The sequence below is a fragment of the Antarctobacter heliothermus genome (assembly GCF_002237555.1).
Lineage (GTDB): Bacteria > Pseudomonadota > Alphaproteobacteria > Rhodobacterales > Rhodobacteraceae > Antarctobacter > Antarctobacter heliothermus_B.
In genome coordinates this window covers 3,202,805-3,218,206 of the sequence record NZ_CP022540.1, presented here as the reverse complement: position 1 = coordinate 3,218,206, position 15,402 = coordinate 3,202,805, and the positions used below count along the sequence as shown (strand labels likewise).

At 60.5% G+C, this 15,402-nt stretch carries 18 protein-coding genes; 17 read left to right on the top strand and 1 reads right to left on the bottom strand.

The window, feature by feature from the left end; all coding sequences use genetic code 11:
* Nucleotides 1-52 precede the first annotated feature (52 nt).
* The 6 genes from ANTHELSMS3_RS15475 to ANTHELSMS3_RS15450 all read left to right on the top strand — a co-directional run bounded on the left by ANTHELSMS3_RS15475 (nucleotide 53) and on the right by ANTHELSMS3_RS15450 (nucleotide 4,639).
* Nucleotides 53-1,144: a CobW family GTP-binding protein gene (locus ANTHELSMS3_RS15475; RefSeq protein ID WP_094035658.1), complete on the top strand. Its 1,092-nt coding sequence runs from the start codon at nucleotides 53-55 to the stop codon at nucleotides 1,142-1,144.
* Complete coding sequence (locus ANTHELSMS3_RS15470; protein ID WP_094035657.1) at nucleotides 1,141-2,361, top strand: GTP-binding protein; 1,221 nt, start codon at nucleotides 1,141-1,143, stop codon at nucleotides 2,359-2,361. Before ANTHELSMS3_RS15475 ends, ANTHELSMS3_RS15470 begins: the two co-directional genes overlap by 4 nt.
* Nucleotides 2,256-2,801, top strand: coding sequence for a DUF1826 domain-containing protein (locus ANTHELSMS3_RS15465; protein WP_368074420.1), 546 nt, complete (start codon nucleotides 2,256-2,258; stop codon nucleotides 2,799-2,801). The genes ANTHELSMS3_RS15470 and ANTHELSMS3_RS15465 overlap by 106 nt, the downstream gene beginning before the upstream one ends.
* Before the next feature lie 61 nt (nucleotides 2,802-2,862).
* Nucleotides 2,863-3,096: a DUF6525 family protein gene (locus ANTHELSMS3_RS15460; protein ID WP_254694750.1), complete on the top strand. Its 234-nt coding sequence runs from the start codon at nucleotides 2,863-2,865 to the stop codon at nucleotides 3,094-3,096.
* A 47-nt stretch (nucleotides 3,097-3,143) separates the two neighbouring features.
* Nucleotides 3,144-3,752 (top strand): DUF1007 family protein, encoded by a 609-nt coding sequence (locus tag ANTHELSMS3_RS15455; protein ID WP_157733527.1) that lies wholly within the window; start codon nucleotides 3,144-3,146, stop codon nucleotides 3,750-3,752.
* Entirely contained in the window at nucleotides 3,743-4,639 is an 897-nt protein-coding gene (locus tag ANTHELSMS3_RS15450; RefSeq protein ID WP_094035653.1) for a nickel/cobalt transporter, read from the top strand. The genes ANTHELSMS3_RS15455 and ANTHELSMS3_RS15450 overlap by 10 nt, the downstream gene beginning before the upstream one ends.
* Before the next feature lie 335 nt (nucleotides 4,640-4,974).
* On the opposite strand, the gene ANTHELSMS3_RS15445 is transcribed toward ANTHELSMS3_RS15450, so the two are convergent.
* On the bottom strand, nucleotides 4,975-6,999 hold the full coding sequence (locus ANTHELSMS3_RS15445; RefSeq protein WP_094037162.1) for a TonB-dependent receptor domain-containing protein: 2,025 nt from the start codon (nucleotides 6,997-6,999) through the stop codon (nucleotides 4,975-4,977).
* A 204-nt stretch (nucleotides 7,000-7,203) separates the two neighbouring features.
* On the opposite strand from ANTHELSMS3_RS15445, the gene ANTHELSMS3_RS15440 reads away from it, so the two are divergent.
* The 11 genes from ANTHELSMS3_RS15440 (at nucleotide 7,204) to ANTHELSMS3_RS15390 (ending at nucleotide 15,235) form a co-directional block, all read left to right on the top strand.
* Entirely contained in the window at nucleotides 7,204-8,256 is a 1,053-nt protein-coding gene (locus ANTHELSMS3_RS15440; RefSeq protein WP_094035652.1) for a hemin-degrading factor, read from the top strand.
* Complete coding sequence (locus tag ANTHELSMS3_RS15435) at nucleotides 8,253-9,149, top strand: heme/hemin ABC transporter substrate-binding protein (RefSeq protein WP_254694749.1); 897 nt, start codon at nucleotides 8,253-8,255, stop codon at nucleotides 9,147-9,149. Before ANTHELSMS3_RS15440 ends, ANTHELSMS3_RS15435 begins: the two co-directional genes overlap by 4 nt.
* Nucleotides 9,150-9,152: 3 nt before the next feature.
* Nucleotides 9,153-10,217 carry a FecCD family ABC transporter permease gene (locus ANTHELSMS3_RS15430; RefSeq protein ID WP_094035651.1) on the top strand — a complete coding sequence of 355 codons (1,065 nt, stop codon included), beginning with the start codon at nucleotides 9,153-9,155 and terminating at the stop codon, nucleotides 10,215-10,217.
* Nucleotides 10,214-10,999: a heme ABC transporter ATP-binding protein gene (locus ANTHELSMS3_RS15425; RefSeq protein ID WP_094035650.1), complete on the top strand. Its 786-nt coding sequence runs from the start codon at nucleotides 10,214-10,216 to the stop codon at nucleotides 10,997-10,999. The genes ANTHELSMS3_RS15430 and ANTHELSMS3_RS15425 overlap by 4 nt, the downstream gene beginning before the upstream one ends.
* A gap of 11 nt (nucleotides 11,000-11,010) precedes the next feature.
* Nucleotides 11,011-11,760, top strand: a complete 750-nt coding sequence (locus ANTHELSMS3_RS15420; RefSeq protein ID WP_094035649.1) for a ChaN family lipoprotein — start codon at nucleotides 11,011-11,013, stop codon at nucleotides 11,758-11,760.
* An 11-nt stretch (nucleotides 11,761-11,771) separates the two neighbouring features.
* A complete protein-coding gene (locus ANTHELSMS3_RS15415; RefSeq protein ID WP_094035648.1) occupies nucleotides 11,772-12,086 on the top strand; it encodes an antibiotic biosynthesis monooxygenase family protein in 315 nt (104 codons plus the stop codon).
* 157 nt (nucleotides 12,087-12,243) lie between these two features.
* Nucleotides 12,244-12,678, top strand: coding sequence for a hypothetical protein (locus ANTHELSMS3_RS15410; RefSeq protein WP_094035647.1), 435 nt, complete (start codon nucleotides 12,244-12,246; stop codon nucleotides 12,676-12,678).
* Nucleotides 12,675-13,325: a MotA/TolQ/ExbB proton channel family protein gene (locus tag ANTHELSMS3_RS15405; protein ID WP_094035646.1), complete on the top strand. Its 651-nt coding sequence runs from the start codon at nucleotides 12,675-12,677 to the stop codon at nucleotides 13,323-13,325. The genes ANTHELSMS3_RS15410 and ANTHELSMS3_RS15405 overlap by 4 nt, the downstream gene beginning before the upstream one ends.
* A complete protein-coding gene (locus ANTHELSMS3_RS15400; protein ID WP_094035645.1) occupies nucleotides 13,318-13,698 on the top strand; it encodes a biopolymer transporter ExbD in 381 nt (126 codons plus the stop codon). The genes ANTHELSMS3_RS15405 and ANTHELSMS3_RS15400 overlap by 8 nt, the downstream gene beginning before the upstream one ends.
* Nucleotides 13,695-14,081 (top strand): ExbD/TolR family protein, encoded by a 387-nt coding sequence (locus ANTHELSMS3_RS15395; RefSeq protein ID WP_198319821.1) that lies wholly within the window; start codon nucleotides 13,695-13,697, stop codon nucleotides 14,079-14,081. Before ANTHELSMS3_RS15400 ends, ANTHELSMS3_RS15395 begins: the two co-directional genes overlap by 4 nt.
* Nucleotides 14,078-15,235 carry an energy transducer TonB family protein gene (locus ANTHELSMS3_RS15390; protein WP_094035644.1) on the top strand — a complete coding sequence of 386 codons (1,158 nt, stop codon included), beginning with the start codon at nucleotides 14,078-14,080 and terminating at the stop codon, nucleotides 15,233-15,235. The genes ANTHELSMS3_RS15395 and ANTHELSMS3_RS15390 overlap by 4 nt, the downstream gene beginning before the upstream one ends.
* The last annotated feature ends 167 nt before the right edge of the window (nucleotides 15,236-15,402 follow it).

The window sequence follows — 15,402 nt, the reverse complement described above, 5'->3', positions numbered from 1 at the left end:
AATGCCAAGGCCTCCAATCCGCAGCGGTTCCTGCTCCCTTCGGGGGGCAGGCATGACGGACCAGCGATTGCCGATTACTGTCTTGACCGGCTTTCTTGGCGCCGGAAAGACGACACTGTTGAACGCTGTGCTTTCGGACCCTTCTGCCGGGCGTATCGCCGTAATCGTAAATGAGTTCGGCGAAGCCGGACTTGACCATGACCTGATCGAAAGCACCAGCGAAGAGATCGTCTTGATGCGGTCTGGTTGCCTGTGTTGCACGATCAGAGGAGATCTGGCCCGCACCATCATAAGCCTGTCCGCGCGGCGCGACCGGGGCGAACTGGACTTTGATCGAGTGGTGATCGAAACAACCGGACTCGCCGATCCGGCTCCGATACTGCAGACCCTGACGACTGACCCTTATCTTTCACGCACCACACGGATGGACGGCATTGTCACCGTAGTGGACGCTGCCAATGGGCCCACGACATTGACGGCGCAGTTTGAGGCTGTTTCGCAGGTTGCCATGGCCGACCTGATCATATTGGGCAAGACAGATCTCTTGCCGCCAGAGCAATGGGTTCCCTTCGAGGAGCGATTGAGGGCGATCAATCCCGGCGCGCGCATCCTGCATGCGGTTCAGGGCAAAGGCGTTGCTGGCAGCATTTGGGGTCTAAGCGGATTGCGGGCGGGGACCACACCAAACACGGTTCTGGAATGGACCAGCCCCCCGTCGACCGCGTCCGACCCACTTGAAAATCTTTCGGGTCTGCTGCGCGCAGAACCAGCGTCCGGACGTATGACCCCGCACGACACGCGCATCGGCACCGCCTCCATCATCCTTGAAGATCCAATTCCGGATGCGGTCTTTGATCTTTGGCTCGACACCCTGATCGCCCTGCGTGGACCGGACATCCTGCGCGTGAAGGGAATCGTGTTCCTAGAGGGGCTGAATACGCCTTTCGTCTTTCACGGCGTTCAACACATCTTTGACGCTCCGGTGCCGCTCCACGATTGGCAGGGAATGGATCGGCGCTCTCGCATCGTGGTCATTGCCCGCGATCTGTCCCGTCCCGAACTTCAACGCAGCCTCGACATGCTGCGCGCACGCTTACCCGGCTTAGAAAACGACGACATCCGCAATGAGGCTCTCAATCCATGACCGACACACGCCTACCTGTAACCGTACTCTCTGGCTTTCTTGGCGCCGGAAAGACGACACTCTTGAACCGTGTATTGAACAACCGCGAAGGGCGCCGGGTCGCTGTCATCGTCAACGATATGTCCGAGGTCAACATTGACGCCGACCTTGTCCGTGCGGATACCAAATTAAGCCGTACGGACGAAACACTGGTCGAGATGTCGAACGGCTGCATCTGCTGCACATTGCGTGACGATCTATTGGCAGAGGTGCGCCGCTTGGCGGGTGAAGGGCGCTTTGACTATTTGCTAATCGAATCCACCGGCATTTCAGAGCCGCTTCCCGTCGCCGCCACGTTTGATTTTCGCGACGCCGACGGCAACAGCCTCTCGGATGTGGCGAGGCTAGACACGATGGTGACTGTCGTTGATGCGGTAAACCTTCTGCGCGACTTTTCTAGCCATGATTTCCTGAGCGACCGGGGTGAGACCTTGGGTGAGGAAGACGAGCGCACTTTGGTGCACCTGCTGACAGACCAGATCGAATTTGCCGACGTGGTAATCCTGAACAAGGTTGCGGACGCTGCGCCGCATCAGGTTGATGCCGCACGCAAAATTATCCGCAGCCTGAACGCCGATGCCCGCATCGTCGAAACCAATCATTCGGATGTGCCCAGCGACACAATCTTGGACACTGGCCTTTTTGATTTCGAAAGGGCGCATGAGCACCCTATGTGGGCCAAAGAATTGTACGGTTTCGCCGACCACGTTCCAGAGACTGAGGAATACGGGGTCGCAAGCTACGTTTACCGTGCCCGCCAACCCTTTGAACCTGAAAGGATCATGGCCGTTCTGAACGGCGACATGCCGGGTGTGATCCGCGCCAAGGGCCATTTCTGGATCGCCACGCGGCCCGATTGGGTGGCGGAGTTTTCTCTGGCGGGTGCTCTGTCCTCGGTGCAACCTCTTGGAACCTGGTGGGCAACCGTTCCCAAAGAGCGCTGGCCCGACCATGCAAGCGGGCGCGCGTATTTCGCGGAGCATTGGGTCGAGCCATGGGGCGATCGACGGCAGGAACTTGTTTTTATCGGCGCCGGGATCGACTGGCCGCAGTTGAAGGCAAAGCTGGATGCATGTCTGTTGCCAAAGGAAATTGCGCCCGGCCCGGAAACCCTACCCGATCTTCCAGATCCCTTTCCGGTCTGGCGACGCCCGGAGTCTGGCCCGGAGGCCGCATGACCCAAGTGTTCATCCCCCTAAGTGGCGGGCCTTCGGGAGTGCGCGTCGTTGACAGACCGGAGGCACTGTCTGCCAGTCATCATCCTGACTGCACTGCTGCGATCTGGCATCCACGTCCACAGCCCGCGTCCCGGGATTGGATTGATACTCGGGCTGCCGAAGGATTGCCGACAGAGCGTATGGTCGTGCGCCCGACGGCCGTCCGCAAACCCCTTTTCGGGATCTTTGCCACAGCGGGCGCCCCGGATTGCGAGGAATGCGATTGGCTGATAGACGATGCCACATCACTGGCGGCATCGTTCGCCGGGCTTATGCGGGTATCCTATTTGCGCCTGCGGTTCGACGTAGTGACTACAAATGTATGCCGAAAGTTTCACATCGACGCCGTTAAGGCGCGCCATGTGCAGGTACTCGATCCTGTTGCGGAACCCGAGCACTAGCATGGCAAAAGGGAACCGGGGCCGGACCAGCCTCAAATGTCGGCGAAGGAGAACCTGCGCCATGCGAGACTATGATCGTCTACCGCAAGAATTGCGCATGTGGCTTGCCTCGGCCTCTCTTCCTTGGGCACCGCGATCCGTTTTGCGTGCCTATGACAAGGCCATCGCGAAAACATCGGATAAGGATCGCGCGTTGCACGAACTCGATCGCCTGCAAGAAAGCCTGTTAAAGCGGGACGCAGTCAAGGTCTGGGGGCAGAACCATCCCGGCGCACCGCGACGGCCTGCCCCATGACGCGGCAGCTCGTACACCGTGCCACGCCTTGTGCGTTGGCTTTTGCTATGTCGGCAAGCGCCGCATTTGCGCACCCCCATGTCTTTATTGATGGCGGGGTCAATTTCGTAGTTGGGCCGGGTCACGAGCTTGAAGCGATTGAGGTGACATGGCTCTACGACGAATTCGAAACGCTCTACATGCTGGCATCCCATGGGATGGACCTGAACGCCCAAGGCGCGCTGGATGAGACGGACAGACAAGAACTGGTACGACGGTTGAGTGATTGGCCAGCGGACTTTGACGGCTCGGCGCATCTGACCTCGCGCGGTGAGGCGGTTGCATTGGACTGGCCGCAAAATCTGGACGCTGAATTGGTCGACGGCCGCCTGCAACTGACATTCGATCGGATTTTACAGGATCCGATCAAAATGACAGAACACGCGGTCGAAGCGGCCTTTTTTGAGAGGACCTACTTTTTCGATTTCACCGTGACCAACACACCCGAAATCCGCGGATTGGCCACCGGATGCGCGGCAGAGATCATCCCCTTTGACCCTACCGCACAGGATAAGGCTCTGTTGGATGTTTTGGCCAAGCTAAGCCGTGAAGAAACTTCAGATATAGAGAATGTCGGAGGATTTTTCGCAGATCGGATTGTGGTGAAATGCGATTAATCGTGTTGTTTTGCCTGATTTTAGCCGCTTTGGTCGCGATCTCCATGGCGGTGGATTTCGACGCTGTGGCGCGCTGGGCGGCAGGACATCAACGCGGTTTCCAGAACCAGATGGCCGGGGCGGTTCGCGCCCTGCGCACTGGTGATCCCGGCGCCTTGTTTACCCTGTTGTTCGCCGCAGCCAGCTATGGGTTCGTCCATGCGGTCGGCCCGGGCCATGGCAAGGCACTTATCGGGGGCGTTGGGCTTGGCTCGTCGGTGTCGACGGCGCGGCTTCTTGTCATCTCATTGGTTTCCAGCCTCCTGCAGGCATTTTGGGCAATCCTTCTGGTTTATGGCGGTTTCGCCCTTGTCGAGATATCCGCCCGTCGCATGACAACGCTCGCAGAAGATGTTTTGGCCCCGGCAAGTTACATTGCCATTGCCTCTATAGGCGTCATTCTTGTTTGGCGCGGGGGGCGGAGTCTATGGAGAGAGAGGGAGGCTTTGGGCCTTCAAAAGGCCGATCACGATCACGACCACGACCATTGCGGATGCCATGCACATGGACCAGCACCCAGCGACGTCGCAAAGCTATCTTCGCTCAGAGACGCATTCGTGCTTGTGGCCAGTATCGCGATCCGCCCCTGTACTGGCGCGATTTTTCTGCTGGTGATTGCGTGGCAGATGGATATCCGCACCGCCGGTGCTGCAGCTGTGATTGTGATGGGCCTGGGCACGGCCGTATTCACCAGTCTTGTTGCGGTGTCGACCGTCACCGCCCGCAGGATGAGCCTTGTCCCGGTGGCCAAGCTCTTGGTCGTCAGCCAAGTGCTGCCAGTGCTGCAGATCCTTGCCGGGGGGCTGATCGTCTGGGGCAGCCTGACAATGCTTGAACTGGCTGGCTAGGAACCAACTGTAAAAACATGCTTCTTTCCAAACGCTACCTTATCGGTCACGTTCAGTTGCTCACCACGGAACATTTTCTCCTGACCATCACATCGGGACAATCGGAAGGGCCGCAACCGCTAGGTCGCCCGAGGCATTTCGTCCGACGAATGTGGTGGTCTATGGATCTGCGGCCATCACATGGATGCCCATGACATCGGTTCAGTACGGCAGAGCCTCAATCAACCTGATCACGTTGGTTTCCGAATGAGACCTCATCGCACCGATCTGCCCCCCGCCCGTCCCTCGTTCATTTTACCCCCGGCACGATCCGCGTGACCGTGCCGGGAGATTGCTTAGAACGACTTGGACAGCGACACTTTGAACGTTCGGCCCGGCGCCTGACGGGTCGGAGACGCCAGATGGCTGACATAGTTTACGTCCAGCGCGTTTTCGATGCCAAAGCGCACCTCACTGCCGTTCAGCCACCCTTGATCAGGCCGCCATGTCGCGCGCAGGTTGGTCACCGTATCGTCGGGCAGATCCGCCCCCAGAGAATCGCGTTTGTCCGTTGTGTGTACGACCTCCCAGCTCAGATCGAGCTTGTCGTCCCACTTTTTGCCCAAGGCCACCTGCAAACGGCTGGCACCCGCGTTGCGCCAGACGGAGCTTCTGCCATCAGGGTTGTATTCGCGCCCTTCGCCCAAATGACCGGCGAGATCGACATAAATGCCGCTTTCCATGCCATAGGATGCCTCAAGCTCAAAGCCTTTGGTTTCAACACGATCAAGGTTCAAAGAGGTAGACCCTGAAACGGTAAAGCTGGTGATGTCCCACAGCTGGGTCTTGTACAGGTTGCCGCGTACCGTCAGGCTATCGCCCTGAGCAAACAGATCCGTACCGCTGTATTCCGCACCCAATTCAAAGGTGTGGGACTTTTCCGTTGTGTCCATTCGGTACAGCGCCGTGGCACTGGCGCCCAGATCGTCGATGATGGGCAGCCCTTCGGTATAGGCGGCAGAGCCAAAGACCGACACGCCGTTGCCAAAGTCATAGGCCAAAGCCAGCCCACCCATCAAAGCATCATTCGTGAAGGAGCCGTAAACACCGTCGCTGGTGACTTCGGACGTTTCATACCGCAGCGCAGGCGTCACGGTGAAGGCGCCGATGCTCATCTCGTTGACCGCAAAGATGGCGAACCGACGATCTGTCCCGCCGGGTGCCCCGGCAGCGTCATTGTCCTTGCGATCACGCTTGATCCACTCGGCACCTGCCAACAGGTCATGCTCGATCACGCCGGTCTCAAACAAGGCCCGGTTTGACAGGGTGAATTTGGTCGTCTGATAGCGCTGGTCAGCATTCACAGTGCCGACAAGGAACGGAAAGGTCGGAGTGCCCTCCAGCGGCGACGAGCCCGCGACATAGCTGTAGTCAATCTTTTGGTCCGCATAAGACAGGTTTGCCCGTAGATCGACCAAATCGCTGACCGGGTTGTACCGATACTCGATGACGGATTGTGCGGTATCGGTCACCCGGTCCACATTTCCAAACATGCCCCCGGAGGTGTCGAATTGGTCATAGGGCACATCTGTATCGTCGGCCAAGGTGCGCGAATAGCTGAACATCAGCGAATGGGAATCATCCTCGCCAAAGGTAAACCGCGCTTTGGCCAAACCCGACGGCGTCCGGAAGGCGCTGTTGCCGATGGTGCTGCCGTCGCCCGCTGTCAGGTCGTCCTGATCGCGAATCGTGTAGTTCAGCAGAAACTCTGCCCGCTCTGTCGGCATCCACGCCAGAGTGGTGGAACTGACCATGCCGTCGCCGTTTGAGCTGTACTCGAAGGTTTGCGCGCCACCAAATCCGGGCATGCCATCGGTAAAATCCGCGGCGTCCTTGGTTTCCAGTTTGACCACCCCGCCAACAATGCCCGACCCATAGGCAAAGCTGCCAATAGTGCCGCGCAGGACCTCTGCGCTGCGATACAGCATCGGATCGGTAAACAATTGCGTGCCGATGCGGTACAATTCTTCGGAACCGACGGCAGCTCCGTCCACAAGAACGGCGATCTTTTGATCCGACCCATAGGTGGTATTGGCCCCAAAGCCTCGGATATTGATACCCGAGCCTTGTGGTGTCGTGCCGTTGACCAGCGTAACGCCGGGAACGGAATCGAACAGTTGTGCGACCGTGCTGGCCTGCCGATCCTGAATTTCTTCTTCGTCGATCACCGTACGGGGAAGTGCGGTGCCAAAGGTCAGGTCGCGTTTACCTGCGGTCAAAATCAATGTGCCGAGAAAGCCGGGATCATCCTGTGCAGCGGCCGGAGCGGCCAACGACAGACATACGAGCGCGGTTGTACCGCGCAACGTGGGAGTTAACATTTGCACCATCCTTCATGCGTCTTGAGCCGTAGCTTGCGAAGGCTGGCGCGGCAGTTATTGGCGAAAGGGAGGGAAACCTATTCGCTACGGGTTGCAGTGTTACTGCAACCAGACTAAAACAGTCAAGTAATTCAAATCAGCCACGCACCGGGATTTTCGGGCGCAGCCATCGGATCCATCACCCCTTACTTCCGAGGATGCCCCATGACCGAGCACCCCATTCCTACGCCTGCAGAAATTCGCGCGTTTGAGACCGCCAACCCCAAGACGCGCGCCCGCGACGCTGCGGAACAGCTTGGCATCGCCGAGGCGCAGCTTGTTGCGGCCCGCGTCGGACATGGGGTCACGCGCATCGCAGCGCATCCCGATCAGATCATCCCCGCCGCCGAACGGCTGGGCGAGGTCATGGCCCTGACCCGTGTCGCGGGCTGTGTACATGAAAAGGTTGGCAGCTACGGCAACTACCACCCCGGCGAACATGCGGCGATGACACTGACCGATGACATCGATCTGCGCATCTTTCCGTCCCAGTGGGTTCATGCCTTTGCAGTAGAGACTCAAACGGACAAAGGTCCGCGCCGGTCCTTGCAGATTTTCGACGCGGCGGGGGATGCGATGCACAAGATCCATCTGCGCGATGGATCCAATCACGATGACTGGGCCGAAATCGTCGCAGAGCTTGCGGTCGACGACCAGTCCGAAGGCCAGGACGTCGAACCGCGCAAGCCTGTCGAAGGCGCAAAATCCCGTTTGGACAAGGTCGATACACTGCGCGAAGAATGGTCCCGCCTGACCGACACCCATCAATTCCTGCGGCTTTGTTCCAAGCTGAAGATGAACCGTCTTGGGGCCTATCGGATCGCCGGGGCGCCCTTTGTCCGCCAACTGACAACCGATGCCGCTGATGCGATGCTGCAGGCGGTACAGGCGTCGGGAATTGAGGTGATGATCTTTGTCGGCAACCGTGGCTGTATCCAGATCCACACCGGGCCGATCAAGAACTTGCGCGCCATGGGGCCTTGGCAGAACGTCATGGACCCCCGGTTCAACCTGCACCTGCGTCTGGACAAAGTGGCCGAGGTCTGGGCCGTGGAAAAACCCACTCAGCGCGGTCCGGCTGTGTCGGTCGAAGCCTTTGACGCAGATGGCGCGATCATCTTTCAGGTCTTTGGCGTGGGCAAAGAGGGCCGGGATTCCCGCCCCGCGTGGCGTGCCATTGTCGACGCCCTGCCCGAGCTTGAGCAGGTGCCGGCATGACATCCCGACGTACACCCAAACCGGCCACCATGGGGCTGATGACAGCTATGTTCGGGGCGTTTGTCGCCCTGACCGTCAGCGCCCAGCAAAGCGCCGACATTCAAAATCCTCATGCGGATGTCCTGTCCATCGGTGGGTCCGTGACGGAAATCGTGGTGGCTCTTGGCCAACAGCACCGTTTGAAGGCACGCGACACCACATCGACCTATCCGCCCGACGTCACCAACTTGCCCGATGTGGGCTATATGCGCGCCTTGTCGCCTGAGGGGGTTTTGTCAGTCGGACCCAGCCTGATCCTGTCGGAAGAAGGTGCCGGCCCGCCCGAGGCGCTTGACGTGATCCGCGCTGCAAATGTGAACTTTGTCGAAGTGCCTGACGCATTCACCACCGAAGGTATCTTGCAGAAGATTGAAATCGTTGGCGACGCTCTTGGCGTACCAGAGCGTGCTGATGGCCTTGCCGCCGAGATTGAAACTGCGATGGCGACGGCACTGGCCGATACTGACCGTCCTGACAGTGAAAAGAAACGTGTGTTGTTTGTCCTGTCGACACAAGGCGGCCGCATCAATGCCTCTGGCAGTGGAACGGCAGCGGATGCGCTGATCCGCATGGCGGGCGGCGTGAACGCGGTGACAGAGTTCGAAGGCTACAAGCAAATCACCGATGAGGCGGTTGGCCTTGCGGCGCCGGATGTGATCCTGACGATGGACCGGGGCGGCGACCACGGGGCAAGCGATGACGAATTGTTTGCCATGCCCGCAATCAAGCTGACACCAGCAGCACAGACCCGCTCGTCGATCCGAATGGACGGGTTGTTGATGTTGGGGTTCGGGCCGCGCACAGCCGAGGTCATCCGCAGCCTGAACGCCGCTCTGTACGGCGATGGAGCCTGACCCATGGCGGCGATGACCGATGTAAACGTCGCGCCATCCGACCGGCAAACACGCGCCCGCCAATTGCATTGGGCCCTCGTGGGGGCCCTTTTGCTGGCCTGCGGCGCCAGCCTGCAGGTCGGCGCAACGGATGTGACGCTGACTTCGCTGATTGCCAAACTGGTCCAAGGGCAAGCGCTCAGCCAGATGGAGCGTGTTGTTCTGTTCGACATCCGCCTGCCCCGCCTTGCGATGGGTGTGTTTGTGGGTGCTGCGCTGGCGGTGTCGGGCGCGGCGATGCAGGGGTTGTTCCGCAACCCGTTGGCTGATCCGGGTATTGTAGGCGTAGGCGCCGGGGCGGGTTTGGGCGCGATCCTTGCCATTGTCCTGGGCACGCTTTTGCCTGCTTGGGTGATCGACATGACCGGCAATCAACTGACGCCCTTTGCGGCCTTTCTAGGCGGTTGGGGATCGACCATTCTGCTATACCGCGTGTCGACGCGGCACGGGCGGACCTCTGTCGCAACCATGCTGCTGGCGGGGATCGCGCTGGGGGCACTGGCCGGGGCGCTGTCCGGAATCCTCGTCTATATCGCCGATGACCGGCAGTTGCGCGATCTGACCTTTTGGGGCTTGGGATCTCTGGCCGGGGCAAGCTGGGGTAAGGTCCTTGCGGCTGGCCCCATGATCGCGCTCGCGATTGGGACAGCGCTGATGTTGGGGCGCGGATTGAACGGCTTGGCCTTGGGTGAGGCGACGGCAGCACATATCGGCATCGACGTGCAGCGGATGAAATCCATCGCCATCCTGTCTGTTGCTGGCGCCACCGGAGCGGCGGTCGCGGTCTCTGGCGGGATCGGCTTTATCGGCATTGTCGTACCGCATCTGTTGCGACTGGCCTCTGGGCCGGATCATCGGACGCTGTTGCTGAATTCGGCCCTGCTGGGGGCGACGCTGTTGATCCTTGCGGATGTGATCGCCCGCGTGGTGATTGCACCTGCCGAACTACCCATCGGCATCGTCACTGCCGTGCTGGGCGCTCCGATCTTTCTCTGGATCTTGCTCAAACGTCGGGGGCTGGTTGAATGAAGACCCTGAGCGCAGAAGGCATCCGCGTCTCTTACGGTCAACGCGAGGCGCTATGCGGCGTTGACCTGACCGCTCAGGCCGGAGAGTTGACCGCCATCGTCGGTCCAAACGGATCTGGCAAATCGACCCTGCTTGGGGCCATCACCGCCTCCCTGCCCTATCGTGGCGCGGTCCATCTGAATGGAACCAACATTGAGACGCTGAAGCCCTGGGAACTGGCGGCGCAACGCGCCGTGCTGCCACAGGCCTCACGGCTGGCCTTTACGTTTACGGTCATCGAGGTCGTGCGCCTTGGGCTGCAATCGGGCACCGCTGGCGACCGTCCCGAGGTGCCGATGCAGGCTTTGGCACGGGTCGGGCTGGCGCACTACGCGGACCGCACTTTTCAGGAACTGTCAGGAGGCGAGGCGCAGCGCGTCATGCTGGCCCGCGTTCTGGCGCAGGTCTGGTCGCCGATCGAAAAAGGAGAGCCGCGCTGGCTGTTGCTGGATGAGCCGGTGTCCAGTCTCGACATTGCTCACCAGTTGCAAGTCATGGAAATCGCCCGAACCTTTGCCCGTGCCGGGGGCGGTGTGATCGCCGTGATGCATGATCTGAACCTGACCGCACTCTATGCAGACCGCGTGGCGGTACTGGCCGAAGGACACCGGTTGGCCTTTGGCCCCCCGGCTGAGGTGTTGACGAACGAGACGTTGTCGCGCGCTTATGGCTGTGACCTGCGGGTGTCAGACCCGCCGCCTGCCGGTGTCCCCTATATCTTGCCGCATGCAGCAACTGTCTGAAAGGAACGCAAATGCGTCTTGCCGCACTGCTTATATGCCTTGCCACACCAGCCTTGGCCCAGCCCACCGCAGATATCGTCATTCTGGGTGAGGTCCATGACAATCCACACGCCCATCTGGGTCAGGCTGCCGCCCTGACGGCCCTGCGCCCCACAGCCGTTGTCTTTGAAATGCTGACCGCCGAAGAGGCCGCGAAAGCAGATGCAGACCGGACACAGATCGCCTCTGCATGGGAGGCCAGCGGGTGGCGCGATTTTCCGATCTATGCCCCCATCTTTGATGCGCTCGGCGACGCGCGGATCATTGGCGCCGCCGCCCCGCGCGACGCCGTCCGCGCCGTTTATGGGGATGGAGCAGCTGCGCTTTTCGGACCGGATGCACCCCGATTTGGGTTGGATCAGCCCTTGCCCGACGAACAGCAAGCTGCGCGTCAGGCCCTGCAATTTGAGGCCCATTGCCAAGCCATGCCGTTAGAGATGATGGCCGGAATGGTCGACGTGCAACGCTATCGCGACGCGGTGTTTGCCCGCGCGGCGCTGGAGGCGCTCAACACCTATGGGCCACCTGTTGCCGTGATTGCAGGCAATGGCCACGCGCGCACCGATTGGGCTGTGCCCGCGCTGATCGCGCTGGCCGCGCCTGACGTGACAACCCATGCGACTGGCTTTGTCGAGGCCGCCAGCGACACCCCTTTTGACGACGTCCAAATCGTCCCGCCAGTGGATCGCGAAGATCCCTGTGCCTCCCTGACATCCAAATAAGGAACCTTCTTATGTATCTGGCGATGAACCGTTTCACTGTGCCGTTGGAAAATGCCGCCGAGTTCGAAGAACTGTGGCTGTCCCGCGAAAGCCGCCTTTCGGACATGGAAGGCTTTGTTGCGTTCCACATGCTCAAAGGCCCAGAGGACGAAGGGCGGGTTCTGTACGCGTCGCACACCGTTTGGGAAAGCGAACAGCATTTCCGGGCCTGGACAACCAGTGACGCCTTTCGCGCGTCCCACGCTCGCGCAGGGCAAACCCGTAAGCTGCATGAGGGCGCGCCAAAGTTCGAAGGCTTTAAGTCGATCCAGAAAATCGACGCCTAGGCGGGCAGTTCCATGATGTGTTTGCGAAGGGCACTCTGCAAAACTTAGTGAATTCATCAGGTATTGATAGCCGTCCTTCCGGGTGGTATTCACGACGCATCCAGCAAGGGTTTCGACCTCAGCCAGATCACCGTTCAGGTTATGAGAGGCTGGGGAAATGTCCGCTTACACGAAACTTGCTTGTGCCCTGTGTCTGGCCGCCGCGACGGTGGCCGGGCCCAGTTTTGCTCAGGATGCGCAGGGCGCGCATATTTCAATTGAACTCAACGCGCTGGAACCGATCGAAGGGGCCTGCCGGATCAGTTTTCTTGTGCAGAACGGCCACCCCACGGACATCGAACAAGCCGTCTATGAAGCGGTTTTGTTCGACACCGAAGGCCGCGTCGATCGCCTGACGTTGTTTGATTTCGGTGCCCTGCCCTCCGCCCGACCACGGGTCCGGCAGTTTACACTGACGGGTCTCGCATGTGCCGGACTAGGCCGTCTGCTGGTCAATGGGGCCGAGACCTGCACCGGGGACGGAATTCCCGCAGCGGCCTGCACCGATGGATTGGAGTTGCGCAGCCGCACCGACGTTGAGGTGCTGGGATGATTGCCACGCTTCAAGACGCTGTTCTGCGCATCGCCGAGCTTGGCGGCCCGGTTGTCTTGCTGCTGGTGGCCTTGTCCGTTCTGGTTGCAACTGTGGTCCTGTATAAACTGTGGCAGTTCGCCGCCGCGGGTGTCGGCAGGCACAAGGCCTTGCGGCAGGCCATCGCTGCATGGGACGCGGGCGACAGGGCGGGTGCCCGCAACTATCTCGACCGTTCGCGCAGCTATCTGGTGCCGGTGATCACCATGGCGGTTGAGGGCCAGACCGACGCAGACCGGCTGGAAGCCGAGGCAGAAACGCGTTTTGCACAGCTTGAACGCGGGTTTCGATTGCTCGATTCCGTCGCGCAGCTGGCCCCGTTGCTTGGGTTGTTCGGAACCGTTCTTGGCATGATTTCGGCATTTCAAGCACTACAAGAGGCAGGCGCGCAGGTGGATCCCTCCATCCTTGCGGGCGGGATCTGGGTCGCGTTGATGACCACGGCGGTCGGGCTGGCCGTCGCCATGCCCACCTCTGTCGTGCTCAGCTGGCTGGAATCGCGCATGGATGCAGACCGCGTTTTGGCACATAAAGCACTGCGCACGGTGCTTGCGCCCACCGGGGCGACACCGGCGCAGACGTTTGCCGCAGAACCCGCCCATGCGTAGGCGAAAACCACGTCGCAAACTGTCGATGACATCGTTGATCGACGTCATCTTTCTGCTGCTGCTGTTCTTTATGCTGTCCTCCACGTTTACCCGATTTGCCGAAGTGGATCTGGCAGCTGCGGGTGCCGGAACAAGTGCTGGCACAGATCGGCCTGTCTTTGTGACGTTGGGGATGCAGGCGTTGCGCGTGAACGGCTCAGACGCAGCATTGGAGGATTTGCCTGATAGCCTTGCCGCGCATCGCGGCGGCGATGGTCCGCTTGGGGTGCTAGTGTCTTTGGGCGGCGATGTCACGGCGCAACGTCTTACGGATTTGCTGTCGGTGCTAAGGGAAATTGCCGATCTTCAGGTAACGGTGTTGGAGGCAACATGATACGCAAACCCGCCCGCCAGAAAGGCGAACCAGCCATCGCCCTGATCAATATCGTCTTTTTGATGCTGATCTTCTTTTTGGTTGCGGGCACACTTGCCGCGCCTTTGGACAAATCCCTGACACTGGTGCGCACCGCGTCGATCACTGGCACGCCCCCGGCGAATGCCTTGGTGGTTCATGCGGATGGTCGCATGACACATAAAGGCGCAACCGTGGAATCTGCGGCTGAATTTCTGGCAGCATTGCCAAGCGATGCACGGGACCGGGCGCGGATTGTGCCTGACCGGGATCTGCCCGCTGGCACGCTTGTGGAACTGGGGCGCGCCCTACGGAGCGCTGGGGCAGACCGCGTCGTTATCGTTACCGAAAGGGGGTTGGAATGATCCGATCTTCGCAGGCAGCCAAAGCCGTTGCCTTGTCGACCGCAATTGCTGTGCATGGGGCTTTGGCGCTGGCGCTGTCCGTGCCCGAAACGGTCAAAACCGAAGGGGCCGACGGAGCGGTGGAAGTCCGGTTGGGAAATGCCTTTCAGGACATGGCCGCCGGAACCCTGACACCAGATCCCTCCGATACCATCCAACCGGATGACGTCACCAAGGCGGCAGAGCCGGAACAGACCGATCGCACGGCTGCCGACGTCCCGGACGAGGCGCGCCCCGACCGTCCGACAGACCGTCTGACCGCTGCGCTTGCGAATCCTGTCACCCCAGACCGGCCGGAAACCGTCACAACCACCCCGCCGCCCGAGGCGGCAGAGCAGGTGTCGCCCGTGGCGCTCGCCCCGGACATGGCCGACGGGACATTGGCACGAAACGCGGCAGAGATCGCAAAACCTCTCCCGCCAGAACGGGCCGACCAAACAACGCCCAAGACGGTCAAACCTATGGCCCCAAAGGCGGCTAGCCCCGTCGCGCCCGCAACTGTCACCGCCGCCGCGCCCAAAAGCGCGCCGGTTCCGACCAAGCCAGAAAGCGCGACGGCGGTTCGCCCGGAAAGCGCAACACCGCACGCCGAGGTTCTCCCCGAAAAGCTGTCGTCCAAGGCCCCCGAGAGTGCGGCGGTGACGCGGTCACTGCGGCCCAAACAACGCAGCACTGAGTTTGAGAAAGCCCATAAACCGGCCCCGAAACCCAAACCGGTCAAACAAGCCAAGACCCCCACCAAGCAACCGCAAGGCGGTGCGCCCCACAATGCCCGCGCCGGTTCAACCACCGGCAAAGCCGCCGCCACCGCCCGCCAAAGCGGCAGTGGAGGCCGGACAAAAGAGGCAGGTAACGCAGCGGCCAGCAACTATCCCGGTCTCGTCATGCGCAGGCTGTCGCGCGCGGGCAAACCAAACATATCCGCGCGCGGGACGGCCGTTGTCACCTTTTCCATCAGTTCTGGTGGCGGGCTGGCCTCGGTCTCGCTGGCGCAAAGCTCTGGCTCTTCCGCGCTGGACAGCGCTGCCGTTCGCCTTGTGCGCGGTGCAGGCCCCTTCCCCAAACCACCCCAAGGCGCCAGACGCAGCTTTTCGGTCAGGATCCAGGGGCGTTAAGGCAAGGACCGCCCCGACAAACTGTGATGTGATCGCAATGGGCGCAATTTTTCAACCCGGAACTGTGGCCGGACCCGGCGACAGTATTCCTTGATCGCCGGCCGGACACCGTGATTGGTCAAACCCTCATCGTATTGCCTGAGGCACTTCAGGAATGTAGCCCGCAC

Excerpts from the sequence above, each read along its gene's own strand:
- ANTHELSMS3_RS15475 (WP_094035658.1), top strand. The coding sequence starts at position 53 with ATGACGGACCAGCGATTGCCGATTACTGTCTTGACCGGCTTTCTTGGC.
- ANTHELSMS3_RS15470 (WP_094035657.1), top strand. The coding sequence starts at position 1,141 with ATGACCGACACACGCCTACCTGTAACCGTACTCTCTGGCTTTCTTGGC.
- ANTHELSMS3_RS15465 (WP_368074420.1), top strand. The coding sequence starts at position 2,256 with ATGTCTGTTGCCAAAGGAAATTGCGCCCGGCCCGGAAACCCTACCCGA.
- ANTHELSMS3_RS15460 (WP_254694750.1), top strand. The coding sequence starts at position 2,863 with ATGCGAGACTATGATCGTCTACCGCAAGAATTGCGCATGTGGCTTGCC.
- ANTHELSMS3_RS15455 (WP_157733527.1), top strand. The coding sequence starts at position 3,144 with ATGTCGGCAAGCGCCGCATTTGCGCACCCCCATGTCTTTATTGATGGC.
- ANTHELSMS3_RS15450 (WP_094035653.1), top strand. The coding sequence starts at position 3,743 with ATGCGATTAATCGTGTTGTTTTGCCTGATTTTAGCCGCTTTGGTCGCG.
- ANTHELSMS3_RS15445 (WP_094037162.1), bottom strand. The coding sequence starts at position 6,999 with ATGTTAACTCCCACGTTGCGCGGTACAACCGCGCTCGTATGTCTGTCG.
- ANTHELSMS3_RS15440 (WP_094035652.1), top strand. The coding sequence starts at position 7,204 with ATGACCGAGCACCCCATTCCTACGCCTGCAGAAATTCGCGCGTTTGAG.
- ANTHELSMS3_RS15435 (WP_254694749.1), top strand. The coding sequence starts at position 8,253 with ATGACATCCCGACGTACACCCAAACCGGCCACCATGGGGCTGATGACA.
- ANTHELSMS3_RS15430 (WP_094035651.1), top strand. The coding sequence starts at position 9,153 with ATGGCGGCGATGACCGATGTAAACGTCGCGCCATCCGACCGGCAAACA.
- ANTHELSMS3_RS15425 (WP_094035650.1), top strand. The coding sequence starts at position 10,214 with ATGAAGACCCTGAGCGCAGAAGGCATCCGCGTCTCTTACGGTCAACGC.
- ANTHELSMS3_RS15420 (WP_094035649.1), top strand. The coding sequence starts at position 11,011 with ATGCGTCTTGCCGCACTGCTTATATGCCTTGCCACACCAGCCTTGGCC.
- ANTHELSMS3_RS15415 (WP_094035648.1), top strand. The coding sequence starts at position 11,772 with ATGTATCTGGCGATGAACCGTTTCACTGTGCCGTTGGAAAATGCCGCC.
- ANTHELSMS3_RS15410 (WP_094035647.1), top strand. The coding sequence starts at position 12,244 with ATGTCCGCTTACACGAAACTTGCTTGTGCCCTGTGTCTGGCCGCCGCG.
- ANTHELSMS3_RS15405 (WP_094035646.1), top strand. The coding sequence starts at position 12,675 with ATGATTGCCACGCTTCAAGACGCTGTTCTGCGCATCGCCGAGCTTGGC.
- ANTHELSMS3_RS15400 (WP_094035645.1), top strand. The coding sequence starts at position 13,318 with ATGCGTAGGCGAAAACCACGTCGCAAACTGTCGATGACATCGTTGATC.
- ANTHELSMS3_RS15395 (WP_198319821.1), top strand. The coding sequence starts at position 13,695 with ATGATACGCAAACCCGCCCGCCAGAAAGGCGAACCAGCCATCGCCCTG.
- ANTHELSMS3_RS15390 (WP_094035644.1), top strand. The coding sequence starts at position 14,078 with ATGATCCGATCTTCGCAGGCAGCCAAAGCCGTTGCCTTGTCGACCGCA.